Below are 15,425 nucleotides of genomic sequence, written 5' to 3' on the forward strand. Positions count from 1 at the left end.
TTCAGGAAAGGAGAGAAAAGACAGGCCCGAATGGCCTGTCTGTGAACGGCTGAAGGGACTTATTTACCGATACAGAAGCTGGAAAAGATCCTTCCCAGCAGATCATCAGAGCTGAATGCTCCGGTGATTTCGCCCAAAGACTGCTGCGCCTGCCGCAAATCTTCGGCCAGCAACTCACCGGCCCCCGCTAATGTCAGTTGCGCACGGCCATGCTCGAGGGATGCGCTCGCATGACGCAGTGCCTCCAGGTGACGTCTGCGAGCACTGAAGCTGCTTTCGGACGTCTGCTCGTAACCCATGCAGGCCTTGAGGTGCTCACGCAGCAACTCCAGGCCTTCACCGGCAGACCTCGCACTGAGGCTGATCGTAACGTGGCCATCGTTGCTGACTTCCAGGGCAATCGCTTCCCCCGTCAGGTCAGCCTTGTTGCGGATCAGCGTAACTTTCGCCGGATCCGGGCGGGTTTCGAGGAATTCAGGCCACAAGGCAAAGGGATCAAGGGCCTCGGGAGCTGTGGCATCGACCACCAGCAATACCCGATCTGCCTCGCCGATGGCTTTCAATGCCCGTTCGACGCCAATTTTCTCCACCTGATCATCGGTATCGCGCAGGCCGGCAGTGTCAACCACGTGCAACGGCATGCCATCGATGTGGATATGTTCGCGAAGAATGTCCCGGGTAGTACCGGCGATCTCGGTCACGATCGCAGCTTCACGTCCGGCCAAGGCATTCAGAAGGCTGGATTTGCCGGCATTCGGCCGGCCGGCGATGACCACGGTCATACCGTCGCGAAGCAAGGCCCCTTGCCCGGCTTCACGCAGTACTGTGGATAATTCGTCGCGCACTTTGTCGAGCATGCTCAGGACATGACCGTCGGCGAGGAAGTCGATTTCTTCTTCGGGGAAGTCGATGGCTGCTTCGACGTAAATACGCAGGCCTATCAGTTGCTCAGTGAGGTTATGCACACGCTGGGAAAACGCACCCTGCAACGAACGCAGGGCGTTTCGTGCTGCCTGTGCAGAACTTGCCTCGATCAAGTCGGCAATGGCTTCGGCCTGAGCCAGATCGAGCTTGTCGTTGAGGAAGGCGCGCTCGCTGAATTCCCCCGGCCGGGCCAGACGACAGCCCAGTTCCAGACAACGTTTGAGCAGCATATCCAGAACGATCGGCCCGCCGTGGCCCTGCAGCTCAAGCACATCTTCGCCGGTGAACGAGTTCGGTCCCGGGAAATAAAGCGCGATGCCTTCGTCCAGCACCTCTTCGTTTGCACTGAGGAACGGGCCGTAATGGGCAAACCGCGGTTTCAATTCACGGCCGCTGATGGCTTTGGCCGCCAGACTCGCCAGCGGCCCGGAAATACGGACGATGCCCACCCCGCCGCGACCTTGAGCGGTGGCGACGGCAGCGATGGTTTCACGAGGAACGCTCATAAACCGGTATCCAGACAAAAGTGACAGATAGCAAAACGCCCCACTAGGGGGCGTTTTGAGTGGTTATCCACAGAGTAAGTTACGCCTCGGCTTTTTTGGTAGCCGCTTCGATCTTACGCGTGATGTACCACTGTTGGGCAATCGACAATACGTTGTTCACTACCCAGTACAGTACCAGACCCGCCGGGAACCACAGGAAGAAGAAGGTGAAGATGATTGGCATCATTTTCATGACCTTCGCCTGCATCGGATCCGGAGGAGTCGGGTTCAACTGCTGCTGGATGAACATGGTTGCACCCATGATGATCGGCAGAATGAAGAACGGATCCTTGATCGACAGGTCAGTAATCCACAGCATGAACGGCGCCTGGCGCATTTCCACGCTTTCCAGCAGAACCCAGTACAGCGAAAGGAAAACCGGCATCTGCACGAGGATTGGCAAGCAGCCACCCAGCGGATTGATCTTCTCTTTCTTGTACAGCTCCATCATGGCTTGCGACATTTTCTGCCGGTCGTCGCCATGTTGCTCCTTCAGCGCGGCCAGTTTCGGTGCCACTGCACGCATGCGCGCCATGGATTTGTAGCTAGCAGCCGACAGCGGGAAGAAGATCCCCTTGATCAGCATGGTCAGGAAGATGATCGACCAGCCCCAGTTACCGACCAGCGCGTGGATATGTTGCAGCAGCCAGAAGATTGGCTGGGCAATGAACCACAGAATGCCGTAGTCGACAGTCAGTTCCAGACCTGGGGACAACTCTTTCAGCACAGCCTGGCTTTTCGGACCGGCGTACAGAACGGCGCTGGTTTCAGCTTTCGCACCTGGTGCGACAGTTATTGCCGGGGCGGTGTAGCCGATGATGTAGTTGCCTTTGCTGTCTTTACGGGTCTGGACGATGTTGTTTTCGCCCTTGACCGGAATCCACGCAGTCACGAAGTAGTGCTGCAACCAGGCAACCCAACCACCAGTGACAGTTTCTTTCAGCTGAGCCTTGTCCATGTCGCTCATCGACACTTTCTTGTACGGCTCGTTACTTGTCCACAGGGCGGCGCCCAGGTAAGTCGCGGTGCCGGTGGCGGTGCTGGAAGAAGGGTCGGAGCTGGCATCACGCTTCAATTGCGCGAACATTGCACCGGACCAGGGCTGAGCGCTCTGGTTGTCGATCAGGTAGGAAACGGTTACGTCATACAGGCCACGTTTCAGCGTGAAACGCTTGATGTAGTTGACACCGTCCTTGCTGAACTTCAGGTCTGCGACCAATTGGTCTTGACCGTCAGCCAGTTGATAAATCTTCTTCTCGGAGGAGTAAACCGGACGACCGGCAGGACTTGCGTCCGGACCGTTGGTGCCGATCAGGCCACTCTGAGCCAGATAAGTCCGCTCGTTGCCGTTATCAAACAGCTGGAATGGAATTTCCGGATGATCCTGGCGACGTGGATACAGCGGCAACGTCAACTGGGCAACATCGCCACCTTGTGGGTCGATTGCCAGGTTGAGCACATCCGTTTTGATCTGGATGAGGTCTTTGCTTGCAGCTACTGGTGTTTCAGCAGGTGCAGTTGCACTGGTATCGCTTGCGGCGCGTGGAATGTCGTCACTGACAGAAGCATTATTGCCAGTCGCCGTATCCGGTAGGCCCGGTGCGGTAGTACTGGAAGCAACATTCTGAGTCGGCAGGGCAGCCTGGCCATAGTCCTGGTTCCATTTAAGGACCATAACGTAGGACACGATTGCCAGGGCGACGATCAGGATCGTGCGTTTGATATCCATGATTACTCGGCCATCGAAGAAGAACGGGAGGTAGGGATAGATGGAACCGGGTCATAACCACCGGGATTCCACGGATGACAGCGACCTAAACGACGAAAGGTCAGCCAGCCACCGCGCAGAAGGCCATGATTTTCTATGGCTTCATACGCGTAGCAGGAACAACTGGGGTAGAAACGACAGTGACTGGCCATCAGGGGACTGATGGCATAGCGATAAAACTGGATCGGAACGAGTGCCAGTTTACGCATCGGTACTGTCTACCCCTACAGTTTCGGTTTTGACTGCTGGTACCGGCTTGCTGCGTGCCAGACGTTTCCAGAGTTTGTCGAAATGCTGAATCAATTCGGGGCTTTCTACGTCACCCAAACCTTTGCGCGCGACGATAACAATGTCCCAACCGACCAGTAAATCCTGGTTCAGGCGAAACGATTCGCGCATCAGACGTTTGAGGCGATTGCGCTCGACGGAGAGCTTTACGCTCTTTTTCCCGATAACCAGCCCGAGACGGGGGTGATCAAGATCGTTATTGCGCGCAAGGAGCAGGAGATTTTTCCCCGGAACCTTGCCGGTAGGGGAGTCAAAGACTGCCTTGAAATGCCGGGGAGTAAGCAGACGCTTTTCCCGACTGAAGTCCTGACTCACCTCCAGTGCCGGCTTATCAAACTGCCAGACGCGCACGACCTTTGGCGCGACGACGCGACAGAACGGCACGACCGTTCTTGGTAGCCATGCGAGCACGGAAACCGTGGGTACGAGCGCGTTTGATAGTGCTTGGTTGGAAAGTACGTTTCATTGTCGTGTTACCTGGTTCGTCCACAACGGGCCGGAATGGCCCCCGTTTTAAGAGACCGGGGATTCTAGAGAAAGCAAGCCTCTAGGTCAATTTCCAACCAGCGTTTCCTTATAAATAGATCTCCAGACGATTTGCTCGCCGACAGTCGTTCGCTAGATATAGAAATAAAGAAGGGAATTATTTAAAGCTTTTCTGTAAAGCTTATAAAAGCTAGGGCCACGTTAATCTGTGGATAACTACCTTCAGGCCCTCTAAACCGTGATGTACAGAGAATGACAACCACGGTGGAAAACGGTGGTCAGCCTGTGCTGCGCTGTCGGATAAGCTGTGTGTGGAACGGCTGGTTATCCACAGGCAGGTTATCCACCGAGTTTCGCCCCCACTTGTCCAGTGCCCTCATGGGCGGTTATCCACAGAGCTTATGCACATACCGTTGGTCTTCTTTTCCAGGGTTAACGCATTGATAAATCATGCCCTGTGCGCAACCTGCATGTGGATAAGTGGACGTCTGGTCGCTACAATGACCCCTTGTTTTTGCCTCACCGGCTTTCAACTTAGGGGATATCCGTGTCAGTGGAACTTTGGCAGCAGTGCGTTGAGCTTTTGCGCGATGAGCTGCCTGCCCAACAATTCAACACTTGGATCCGTCCACTACAGGTCGAAGCCGAAGGCGACGAGCTGCGTGTCTACGCGCCGAATCGTTTTGTTCTCGACTGGGTCAATGAAAAGTACCTGGGCCGCGTCCTTGAACTGCTGGATGAGCATGGCAATGGCCTGGCGCCGGCGCTTTCCTTATTAATAGGCAGCAAACGCAGTTCGGCACCGCGTGCGGCACCCAATGCCCCGTTGGCCGCTGCGGCGTCCCAGGCTCAGGCCGCTCAAGCGCCTGTCAGCGCTCCGGCGCCAGCCCCGGCAGCAGCCTCGACCAAACGTGCGACACAAAAAGTAGCCGAGGTCAGTGAAGAGCCGTCCCGCGACAGCTTCGATCCAATGGCCGGTGCCAGCTCGCAACAAGCCCCGGTTCGCTCCGAACAGCGTACGGTGCAGGTCGAAGGCGCACTCAAGCACACCAGTTACCTGAACCGCACCTTTACCTTCGAGAACTTCGTCGAAGGCAAGTCCAACCAACTGGCCCGGGCTGCGGCCTGGCAGGTGGCGGACAACCCCAAGCACGGCTACAACCCGCTCTTCCTTTATGGCGGCGTCGGCTTGGGTAAAACCCACTTGATGCACGCGGTGGGTAACCACCTGTTAAAGAAGAATCCGAATGCCAAGGTTGTGTACCTGCATTCCGAGCGTTTCGTTGCGGACATGGTCAAGGCCTTGCAGCTGAATGCGATCAACGAGTTCAAGCGCTTCTACCGCTCGGTGGATGCGTTGCTGATCGATGACATTCAGTTCTTCGCCCGCAAGGAACGCTCTCAGGAAGAGTTTTTCCACACCTTCAACGCCCTGCTTGAAGGTGGCCAGCAGGTCATTCTTACCAGTGACCGCTATCCGAAAGAAATCGAAGGCCTTGAAGAGCGCCTGAAGTCACGTTTCGGCTGGGGCCTGACGGTTGCCGTCGAGCCGCCGGAGCTGGAAACCCGCGTGGCGATCCTGATGAAAAAGGCCGACCAGGCCAAAGTCGATCTGCCACACGACGCGGCGTTCTTCATTGCCCAGCGTATTCGCTCCAACGTCCGTGAACTGGAAGGCGCGCTCAAACGCGTGATCGCCCATTCACACTTCATGGGCCGCGACATCACCATCGAGCTGATTCGCGAATCCCTGAAAGACTTGTTGGCGCTGCAAGACAAACTGGTGTCTGTGGATAACATTCAGCGCACCGTCGCCGAGTATTACAAGATCAAGATCTCCGACTTGCTGTCCAAGCGTCGTTCACGCTCGGTAGCACGTCCGCGTCAGGTCGCCATGGCGTTGTCCAAGGAACTGACCAACCACAGCCTGCCGGAAATCGGCGATGTGTTTGGCGGCCGTGACCACACGACTGTTTTGCACGCCTGCCGCAAGATCAACGAGCTTAAGGAATCCGACGCGGACATCCGCGAGGACTATAAGAACCTGCTGCGTACACTGACTACTTGATGAACACCAGCGCAGCTTATTAAGGCAAGGGACTAGACCATGCATTTCACCATTCAACGCGAAGCCCTGTTGAAACCCCTGCAACTGGTCGCAGGCGTCGTCGAGCGCCGACAGACCTTGCCGGTGCTCTCCAACGTGCTGCTGGTTGTCGAAGGCCAGCAACTGTCGCTGACCGGTACCGACCTGGAAGTCGAGCTGGTCGGTCGTGTACAACTCGAAGAACCTGCGGACCCGGGTTCCATCACTGTGCCTGCGCGCAAGCTGATGGACATCTGCAAGAGCTTGCCCAACGATGCGCTGATCGACATCAAGGTCGATGAGCAGAAGCTCGTGGTGAAGGCCGGCCGTAGCCGTTTCACTCTATCGACCCTGCCGGCCAATGACTTCCCGACGGTGGAAGAAGGCCCAGGCTCGCTGACCTGCAGCCTTGAGCAAAGCAAACTGCGTCGTCTGATTGAACGCACCAGCTTCGCGATGGCGCAGCAGGACGTACGTTACTACCTCAACGGCATGCTGCTGGAAGTCTCGGCCGGGATCATCCGCGCCGTGGCCACCGACGGTCACCGTCTGGCCATGTGTTCGATGCAGGCCGATATCGGTCAGCCGGATCGTCATCAGGTGATCGTGCCACGCAAAGGTATTCTGGAACTGGCGCGTCTGCTGACCGAACCGGACGGCAATGTCAGCATCGTGCTGGGCCAGCACCACATCCGCGCCACCACCGGCGAGTTCACCTTCACCTCGAAACTGGTCGACGGTAAATTCCCTGACTACGAGCGTGTTCTGCCTAAAGGCGGCGACAAGCTGGTACTCGGCGATCGCCAAGCCTTGCGTGAAGCGTTTAGCCGTACCGCGATTCTGTCCAACGAGAAGTACCGTGGCATCCGTCTGCAACTGGCCAATGGTCAGCTGAAGATCCAGGCGAACAACCCGGAGCAGGAAGAAGCGGAAGAAGAAGTGGGCGTTGAGTACAACGGCGGCTCTCTGGAAATCGGCTTCAACGTGAGCTATCTGCTTGACGTACTGGGCGTGATGACCACCGAGCAGGTTCGCTTGATCCTGTCCGACTCCAACAGCAGTGCGCTGGTACAAGAGTCCGACAACGACGACTCGGCTTACGTTGTCATGCCGATGCGTCTGTAAACATGCTCAGCAGAACCTAGATGTCCTTAAGTCGCGTCTCGGTCACCGCGGTGCGCAATCTGCACCCGGTGACCTTCTCCCCTTCCCCCCGAATCAACATTCTTTACGGCGCCAACGGCAGCGGCAAAACCAGTGTTCTGGAAGCCATTCATCTGCTGGGGCTTGCCCGTTCGTTTCGTAGCAGCCGTCTATTACCCGTCATTCAATACGAGCAATTGGCGTGTACTGTGTTTGGCCAGGTCGAACTGGCCGAGGGTGGACACAGCGCGTTGGGGATATCTCGTGACCGGCAGGGTGAGTTCCAGATCCGCATCGATGGGCAGAACGCGCGAAGTGCTGCGCAACTGGCAGAGATCCTGCCATTACAGTTGATCAACCCGGACAGCTTCCGCCTGCTGGAAGGTGCGCCGAAGATTCGCCGACAGTTTCTCGACTGGGGTGTGTTCCACGTGGAACCCCGATTCATGTCCACGTGGCAGCGCTTGCAGAAGGCCTTGCGCCAGAGAAACTCTTGGCTGCGACATGGTACACTTGACGCCGTTTCGCAAGCGGTTTGGGACAGGGAACTGTGCCAGGCCAGCGCTGAAATAGATGAATACCGCCGCGCTTACATCAAAGCCTTGAAACCAGTCTTTGAACAGACCTTGAGCGAACTGGTTGAGCTTGAGGGCTTAACGCTCAGCTATTACCGAGGCTGGGACAAAGACCGTGAGTTGAGTGCAGTGCTCGCCGGATCCCTTCAACGGGATCAGCAAATGGGTCATACCCAAGCCGGACCACAACGCGCTGATTTGCGTCTTAGATTGGGCGCACATAACGCCGCGGACATCTTGTCTCGTGGCCAGCAGAAGTTGGTGGTCTGTGCATTGCGGATCGCCCAAGGGCACTTGGTTAGCCAGGCCCGTCGCGGCCAGTGTATTTATCTGGTGGATGACCTGCCGTCCGAACTGGACGAGCATCACCGTCGCGCGCTTTGCCGCTTGCTGGAAGACTTACGCTGCCAGGTCTTTATCACCTGTGTAGATCACGAATTATTGAGGGAAGGCTGGCAGACGGAAACGCCAGTCGCTCTGTTCCACGTGGAACAGGGCCGTATCACCCAGACCCACGACCATCGGGAGTGAAGGCATTGAGCGAAGAAAATACGTACGACTCAACGAGCATTAAAGTGCTGAAAGGCCTGGATGCCGTACGCAAACGTCCCGGTATGTACATTGGTGACACTGACGATGGCAGTGGTCTGCACCACATGGTGTTCGAGGTGGTCGATAACTCGATCGACGAAGCTTTGGCCGGCCATTGCGACGACATCAGCATTATCATCCACCCAGACGAGTCCATCACCGTTCGCGACAACGGTCGTGGCATCCCGGTAGACGTGCACAAAGAAGAAGGCGTCTCGGCGGCCGAGGTCATCATGACCGTGCTGCACGCCGGCGGTAAGTTCGACGACAACTCCTACAAGGTATCCGGCGGTCTGCACGGTGTAGGTGTGTCGGTGGTGAACGCACTGTCCAAAGAACTGATCCTGACCGTTCGCCGCAGCGGAAAAATCTGGGAACAGACTTATGTCCACGGTGTTCCGCAAGAGCCGATGAAAATCGTTGGCGAAAGCGAAACCACTGGCACCCAGATCCACTTCAAGCCTTCGGCTGAAACCTTCAAGAACATCCACTTCAGCTGGGACATCCTGGCCAAGCGGATTCGCGAACTGTCCTTCCTCAACTCCGGTGTCGGCATCGTCCTCAAGGATGAGCGCAGCGGCAAGGAAGAGTTGTTCAAGTATGAAGGTGGTCTGCGTGCGTTCGTTGAATACCTGAACACCAACAAGACTGCGGTCAACCAGGTGTTCCACTTCAACATCCAGCGTGAAGACGGCATCGGCGTGGAAATCGCCCTGCAGTGGAACGACAGCTTCAACGAGAACCTGTTGTGCTTCACCAACAACATTCCACAGCGCGATGGCGGTACTCACCTGGTGGGTTTCCGTTCCGCACTGACGCGTAACCTGAACACCTACATCGAAGCTGAAGGTCTGGCGAAGAAGCACAAAGTTGCCACCACCGGTGACGATGCCCGCGAAGGCCTGACAGCGATCATTTCGGTAAAAGTGCCGGATCCCAAGTTCAGCTCCCAGACCAAAGACAAGCTGGTGTCTTCCGAAGTGAAGACCGCGGTTGAACAGGAAATGGGCAAGTACTTCTCTGACTTCCTGCTGGAGAACCCGAACGAAGCCAAGCTGGTCGTCGGCAAGATGATCGACGCGGCGCGTGCGCGTGAAGCAGCGCGCAAGGCCCGTGAGATGACCCGCCGCAAAGGCGCGCTGGACATCGCCGGCCTGCCGGGCAAACTGGCTGACTGCCAGGAAAAAGACCCTGCCCTTTCCGAACTGTACCTCGTGGAAGGTGACTCTGCTGGTGGCTCCGCCAAGCAGGGACGCAACCGTCGCACCCAGGCCATCCTGCCGCTCAAGGGCAAGATCCTGAACGTAGAGAAGGCACGCTTCGACAAGATGATCTCTTCGCAAGAAGTGGGCACCTTGATCACCGCGTTGGGCTGCGGCATTGGCCGCGACGAGTACAACATCGACAAGCTGCGTTATCACAACATCATCATCATGACCGATGCTGACGTCGACGGTTCGCACATCCGTACCCTGTTGCTGACCTTCTTCTTCCGTCAGTTGCCGGAGTTGATCGAGCGCGGTTACATCTACATCGCTCAGCCGCCGCTGTACAAGGTCAAGAAAGGCAAGCAAGAGCAATACATCAAAGACGACGACGCCATGGAAGAGTACATGACGCAGTCGGCCCTGGAAGACGCGAGCCTGCACCTGAACGAAGAAGCCCCCGGTATCTCCGGTGAAGCGCTTGAGCGTCTGGTGAATGACTTCCGTCTGGTGATGAAGACCCTCAAGCGTTTGTCGCGCCTGTACCCGCAGGAACTGACCGAGCACTTCATCTACCTGCCAGCGGTGAGCATGGAGCAACTGTCCGATCACGCAGCGATGCAGGATTGGATGGCTCAGTTCGAAGTTCGCCTGCGCACCGTCGAGAAATCCGGCCTGGTTTACAAAGCCAGCCTGCGTGAAGACCGTGAACGTAACGTCTGGCTGCCAGAGGTCGAGCTGATCTCCCACGGCCTGTCGAACTACATCACCTTCAACCGCGATTTCTTCGGCAGCAACGATTACAAGACTGTTGTGTCGTTGGGCGCTCAATTGAGCACCTTGCTGGACGACGGCGCGTATATCCAGCGCGGCGAGCGCAAGAAGCCGGTCACCGAGTTCAAGGAAGCCCTTGAATGGCTGATGGCTGAAAGCACCAAGCGTCATACCATCCAGCGCTACAAAGGTCTGGGCGAAATGAACCCGGATCAGCTGTGGGAAACCACCATGGACCCGAGCCAGCGCCGGATGCTCAAAGTGACCATCGAGGACGCCATTGGCGCGGACCAGATCTTCAACACCCTGATGGGTGATGCGGTCGAACCTCGCCGTGACTTCATCGAAAGTAACGCCTTGGCGGTTTCCAACCTGGACTTCTGATCCGGCAGGACCGCTAAATAAAAAAGGCCAACGCTTAGCGTTGGCCTTTTTTATTGATCGTCGAAAGGTCGTCATTCGCTAGCAGTGGCCACGCTCTCGAGCCGATACCCATACCCGTAAATCGTCAGCAGTTGCCAACCGCGATTGGCTGTCAGGCCCAGCTTGTTGCGCAGGCGATAAATATGAGTATCCAGCGGGCGGGAGGAGACTATTTCTTCATGGGTCCAAAAGCGCTCATACAAGTATTCGCGGGACAAAGGTCGGCCCAGATTGGCGAACAGGCAGCGAGCGAGTCGGTATTCCCGTTCGGTCAGGTTGATGGGGGTGGCGGCGCGGGTGACGGTGAGTTCGGCGTCGTCGAATTCAAGGTCATTGAAGGTCAGTATTTCGGTGGCTGCCGCGCGTTGCAGCCCATGCCGACGAAGCACCGCGCTGACTCGAGCCATCAGTTCGTTGGGACGAAACGGTTTGCTCACGTAATCGTCGGCCCCGGCGTTCAACGCCTGGACGATATCGCTTTCGGTATCGCGACTGGTGAGCATGATCGCGGCCGGTGGCACGTCCATGTGTTCACGGGTCCAGCGCAACAACGCCAGGCCGCTGATATCGGGCAGTTGCCAGTCGAGGATCAGCAGATCGAAGGTCTCCCGCCGAAGTTGCCGTAGCAAGTCCTCTCCCCGCTCGAAGCTATGCAACGTCCACACCTGCTCTCCCGCTACGGGGATCTGTCGCAGTGTCTGTTCAACCCGGCGCAGTTCAGCGGGCTCGTCATCCAGTATTGCGACACGCATGCCGAGTGTTTCCTTCATCTCGTAAGTGCAAAGTGAAACTTCCTACGGGAGTTTAGGCTGATTGATCGAATCTGAACAATTGTGGCGAATTGCTGCGAAGGTCATTTATGCCGGTAAATTCGTTGTCGCTGAGCGGCACAGGGGCATTGGGATGTGCTCCGGCGCAGGGAGCGCCAAGTCACTTTGCAGGCCCGTCGATTGCCGGTTTTCGGCGGTACCCTGCTCAGGGGAAACACACGGAGTGCCTGCTCGGTTCCGACACAGGGATGTGTCATCTCCAATATCCTTTGCTCCCATGGCTATCTGCCAGAGCGTCCGCTCAGGTATCGTGCGTCAAATACTTGTGTGCGTTATCCGGCGTGATTTTCATCAGAGCATAAAAAGCCAATCCATGAACCCCATGACCTTATTGCTCCCACGCCGTTCTGGCGTCTGTCTTTTACTGATGGCTGGCCTGACGGGATTGTTCGGCCAGAGTGCATCAGCAGCTGTCGCCTCGGCAAAACGTCTGTCTTATATCGATCAAAACCAACAATGCCGTGGTCAACCGCTGCCGGCGACTGTTGAGCATCTGACCGGCGAAGCCTGGAAGCTGGATGCCAAAGGCAAGCAGACGCCACTGCAGGAAGGTATGTCGATCGACGAGCAGGAAGGGGTCAAAACCTCGCCCTCAGCGTTTGTCAGCCTGTCCCTGGGTGATGGATCGCGGGTGGTGTTGCCCTCCAGTTCCCATATCACCCTGCATCTCAATGAAGAACATTCGATCCCTCAGGTTATTCTTGAGCAGGGCCAGGTTGAGTCGTATGTGATCAAACGTACCAGCGACCATGATCGCTTTCAGATCGTCACGCCGGTCGGTGTACTAGGCGTACGAGGCACGCACTTTCGGGTGCGCAACGATGACGGTGGCGAGGCGCTGCTGGAGGTTCTGAACGGACACGTGGCGGTCAACCGTGATGAGGAAACGTCGGGCTCCCGCCCTGCCCGGTCGGCTGCCAAACGGACTCAGAGCCCTGAAGACGAGGTCCAGGTCATGGCCCGCCAGGGTTTGCGTATTCAGAAACAAGGCACGCTGACGCCAATCGACTTGTTACCTGCCCCACGTTTGTTGGGGCAGGCCGGTCAGACGGGGAATGTGCCTGTCTGGCAATTGATCATGAAACCCATCGAAGGGGCCACGCGTTATTGGGCGCAAGTGGCTACCGACGCAGCCTTTCTGGACATCAAGCAAGAGCAGTTTTCCAACACGCCAGAGGTCAAATTCAGCGGGCTGAAAGCGTTTTTCTACCATGTTCGCCTGTCGGCCTATGACGCTCAGGGGTTAGAGGGAGAGACCGGGGTGTATGACATTTTCTATTACCCCAGGACCTCGCGTGTCCAATAGCGCCCTGGCCGACGACCGATGAAGAGACGGCCAAGGAAGGATGACCGCGAGCCGACCCAGGCTCAGCGGTTGTTTCAGCGGATGGTGCGCGAGTGGCTGTGGGTCTGTCTGATCCTGTTGCCGCTGACGGCGATGCTGTCCATGAATCAGGGGCTGGCTCTGAGCAATTTGCTGTATGACAACCTGCGCCGGCTGAGTCCGCTGCCGGTAGACCCGCGAATACTCATCGTCACGATCGATGACTATAGCTTGCAGCAGCTTGGCCAATGGCCGTGGTCGCGGGCCATGCACGCGCAACTGCTGGATCGGCTCAGCGCCGCGAATGTTAAAGGCGTTCTATTCGACGTTATTTTCAGCGAGCCCGATAGCCATCCCGCCAACGATCAACTTTTGGCCCAGGCGACCTGTCGGGCCGGGAATGTTTTTGTGCCGTTGCTGCGCGAAGGCGTCGCACGTTATGGACAACCCTTGGGGGAAATTGAACCGGTGGCTGCGCTGAGCCATTGCGCTAAAGGCGTCGGGCACATCAATGCCGAAGCGGACGCTGACGGGATCGTGCGCAGCGTGTATTTAAGCGAAGGCCCGGCGCAAAAAGCACGCCCGCAACTGGCTTGGCTGCTGTACGAAGAATCCCTTACCGACAAGGGAAATGTACCGATGCCTGGTACCCCGGCCCTGCCATCGGCGCAAGGCTGGCAGCGAGCCCATGAAATACGGATTCCTTTCATCCATTCCGATGCGGGCTTTCCCAGTGTGCCCTACGTCAGCGTATTGCGCGGCGAAGTCCCGCCCGAGTTGTTGCGCAATCGCTTGATCCTGATCGGCTCGACCGCTCCAGGCCTGGGCGACCGCTACGTGACACCGCAATCGGCCAGCATCGGCACCACACCGGGCATCGAGATCCAGGCGAATATCCTCAATGGGCTGCTGCAACAGCGCAACATCGTGGTGCTCGATGAGCGCTTGGCGGCGTTGCTGTCGGTGATGATTGTCGGTGAGTTGCTGGGCCTGTTGCTGGTGCGTCCGCGTCGCGCCTTATGGCTGACTTTGGGTGCAATGGCGGCCGCTCTGCTGGGCTCGGGTGTACTGTTGCGGCTTGGCTGGTGGTGGTCACCGGCGGCGAGCCTGCTAGGGATGATGCTGGGCTACCTGATCTGGAATTGGCGAAGGCTGAACGCGGTGCTCGCCTATTTCGGCTGGGAACTGGCGCGCCTGGATGGCGAGCCAAAAGTCTTTCCCGAACGTCGTCGGACCCAGGCCCCGGCCGGCGATGTGCTGCAAGGGCAAATCGTCGCGCTGGAGCAGGCCATGAGCCGGACCCGCGACACCCGACGTTTCATCGCCGATGGACTTGAATACCTGCCGGTGGCGACGCTGATCAGCGATCCGCAAGGGCGCATTCTGCTAGCCAACCGCAAGGCTCGAGAAGTGTTTTGTCATGGCCTGGTGGGCGAGGACATGCTCGAGCAACTGAGCGACTTGGGTTACCCGGTGCCGTCTAACGGAATGCCATCTGCGTTGTCGACCCTGGAGCCGCTGGAGTTTCGCGACACCCAGGCACGCAGCCTGCGTCTGGACCTGGCGCCGCTGTTGCCGGCCGAGGGTGACTCCGTGATTGGCTGGCTACTAAGCCTCACTGACTTGAGCGTCGAGCGCGATGCCGAAGAACAACGAGCCGTGTTGCTGCGCTTTTTGTCCCATGACCTCAGGGCTCCCCATTCGGCAATACTCGCCTTGCTCGATGTTCAGCGGCATCAGGTGTCCGGCGACACTCAAGTGTTCAGTCAGATCGAGTTACAAGTGCGCAAGGCGCTGAACCTGACCGAGGCTTTTGTGCAGTTGGCAAAAGCCGAGTCCGAGGCCTATCAGTTTCAGCCGAGCATGTTCGCGATGTTGTTGCTCGATACCTTCGACCAGGCCTCGAGCATCGCTCATCTGAAGAACATTCAGTTGCTGCATGACCTCGACGAAGACGCTGAAGCGCTGGTCCTGGCCGATCAATCGCTACTGACACGGGCTCTGTTCAACCTGTTGGAAAACGCCATCAAGTACAGTCCGGCGGGCTCGCGGATCTCAGTGCGGGTGAGTTGTGCCGAGGGTTGGCTACTGTGCGAGATCGCCGATCAGGGTCGAGGGATTGCTGTCGATGAACTTCCTGAGTTGTTCAGTCAGTATCGGCGTTTTACCTCGGCTCACGACAGTGAGGGCCTGGGACTGGGTTTGTCCATGGTCAAGGCAGTGGTGGATCGTCATGGCGGGAGGATTTCCTGTCGTAGCGTGGTGGGGCAAGGCTCGACGTTCAGCATCCAGTTACCGCTATTGAGCGAGTAATCCAGACGTTTTCAGCGAGCATAAAAAAACCGGCTATATCAGCAAATGCCAGTCAGTTAAGCGCAATCCATGTGGGAGCGGGCTTGCTCGCGAAGACGGCGGCACAGTCAACATTGATGTTGCCTGACACATCGCCTTCGCGAGCAAGCC

The 15,425-nt window shown here is 57.2% G+C and carries 12 protein-coding genes; 6 read left to right on the forward strand and 6 right to left on the reverse strand.

What is annotated here, in order from left to right; translation table 11 throughout:
- Positions 1–59 precede the first annotated feature (59 nt).
- The 5 genes from mnmE to rpmH all read right to left on the reverse strand — a co-directional run bounded on the left by mnmE (position 60) and on the right by rpmH (position 3,991).
- On the reverse strand, positions 60–1,430 hold the full coding sequence (gene mnmE / locus PMI36_RS09245) for a tRNA uridine-5-carboxymethylaminomethyl(34) synthesis GTPase MnmE (protein WP_008073644.1): 1,371 nt from the start codon (positions 1,428–1,430) through the stop codon (positions 60–62).
- A 79-nt stretch (positions 1,431–1,509) separates the two neighbouring features.
- The gene (gene yidC, locus PMI36_RS09240; RefSeq protein ID WP_008073646.1) at positions 1,510–3,198 is read right to left on the reverse strand and encodes a membrane protein insertase YidC; all 1,689 of its coding nucleotides are present in this window, start codon (positions 3,196–3,198) and stop codon (positions 1,510–1,512) included.
- Positions 3,199–3,200: 2 nt separating this feature from the next.
- Positions 3,201–3,446 (reverse strand): membrane protein insertion efficiency factor YidD, encoded by a 246-nt coding sequence (gene yidD, locus PMI36_RS30825; protein ID WP_052966011.1) that lies wholly within the window; start codon positions 3,444–3,446, stop codon positions 3,201–3,203.
- Positions 3,439–3,840: a ribonuclease P protein component gene (gene rnpA, locus PMI36_RS09235; protein ID WP_032830545.1), complete on the reverse strand. Its 402-nt coding sequence runs from the start codon at positions 3,838–3,840 to the stop codon at positions 3,439–3,441. The genes yidD and rnpA overlap by 8 nt, the downstream gene beginning before the upstream one ends.
- Before the next feature lie 16 nt (positions 3,841–3,856).
- Positions 3,857–3,991 carry a 50S ribosomal protein L34 gene (rpmH, locus tag PMI36_RS30830; RefSeq protein WP_003213577.1) on the reverse strand — a complete coding sequence of 45 codons (135 nt, stop codon included), beginning with the start codon at positions 3,989–3,991 and terminating at the stop codon, positions 3,857–3,859.
- A gap of 567 nt (positions 3,992–4,558) precedes the next feature.
- Between rpmH and dnaA the strand changes: the two genes are divergently transcribed.
- The 4 genes from dnaA to gyrB are packed head-to-tail and all read left to right on the forward strand — an operon-like array spanning position 4,559 to position 10,769.
- Positions 4,559–6,079 carry a chromosomal replication initiator protein DnaA gene (gene dnaA, locus PMI36_RS09230; RefSeq protein ID WP_008007897.1) on the forward strand — a complete coding sequence of 507 codons (1,521 nt, stop codon included), beginning with the start codon at positions 4,559–4,561 and terminating at the stop codon, positions 6,077–6,079.
- Positions 6,080–6,118: 39 nt separating this feature from the next.
- Positions 6,119–7,222, forward strand: a complete 1,104-nt coding sequence (gene dnaN / locus PMI36_RS09225; RefSeq protein WP_007903001.1) for a DNA polymerase III subunit beta — start codon at positions 6,119–6,121, stop codon at positions 7,220–7,222.
- 20 nt (positions 7,223–7,242) lie between these two features.
- Complete coding sequence (gene recF / locus PMI36_RS09220; protein ID WP_008007898.1) at positions 7,243–8,346, forward strand: DNA replication/repair protein RecF; 1,104 nt, start codon at positions 7,243–7,245, stop codon at positions 8,344–8,346.
- Positions 8,347–8,351: 5 nt separating this feature from the next.
- Entirely contained in the window at positions 8,352–10,769 is a 2,418-nt protein-coding gene (gyrB, locus tag PMI36_RS09215) for a DNA topoisomerase (ATP-hydrolyzing) subunit B (protein WP_007902994.1), read from the forward strand.
- A 71-nt stretch (positions 10,770–10,840) separates the two neighbouring features.
- Here gyrB and PMI36_RS09210 read toward each other — a convergent pair whose 3' ends face one another.
- On the reverse strand, positions 10,841–11,560 hold the full coding sequence (locus PMI36_RS09210) for a response regulator transcription factor (RefSeq protein ID WP_008073649.1): 720 nt from the start codon (positions 11,558–11,560) through the stop codon (positions 10,841–10,843).
- A 391-nt stretch (positions 11,561–11,951) separates the two neighbouring features.
- On the opposite strand from PMI36_RS09210, the gene PMI36_RS09205 reads away from it, so the two are divergent.
- Together PMI36_RS09205 and PMI36_RS09200 are read left to right on the forward strand one after the other, a co-directional pair.
- A complete protein-coding gene (locus PMI36_RS09205; RefSeq protein ID WP_008073651.1) occupies positions 11,952–12,944 on the forward strand; it encodes a FecR family protein in 993 nt (330 codons plus the stop codon).
- Between the two features lie 18 nt (positions 12,945–12,962).
- A complete protein-coding gene (locus PMI36_RS09200) occupies positions 12,963–15,275 on the forward strand; it encodes a CHASE2 domain-containing protein (protein WP_008073654.1) in 2,313 nt (770 codons plus the stop codon).
- Positions 15,276–15,425: the final 150 nt, after the last annotated feature.

Origin of the sequence: Pseudomonas sp. GM79 (genome assembly GCF_000282495.1) — a bacterium.
Lineage (GTDB): Bacteria > Pseudomonadota > Gammaproteobacteria > Pseudomonadales > Pseudomonadaceae > Aquipseudomonas.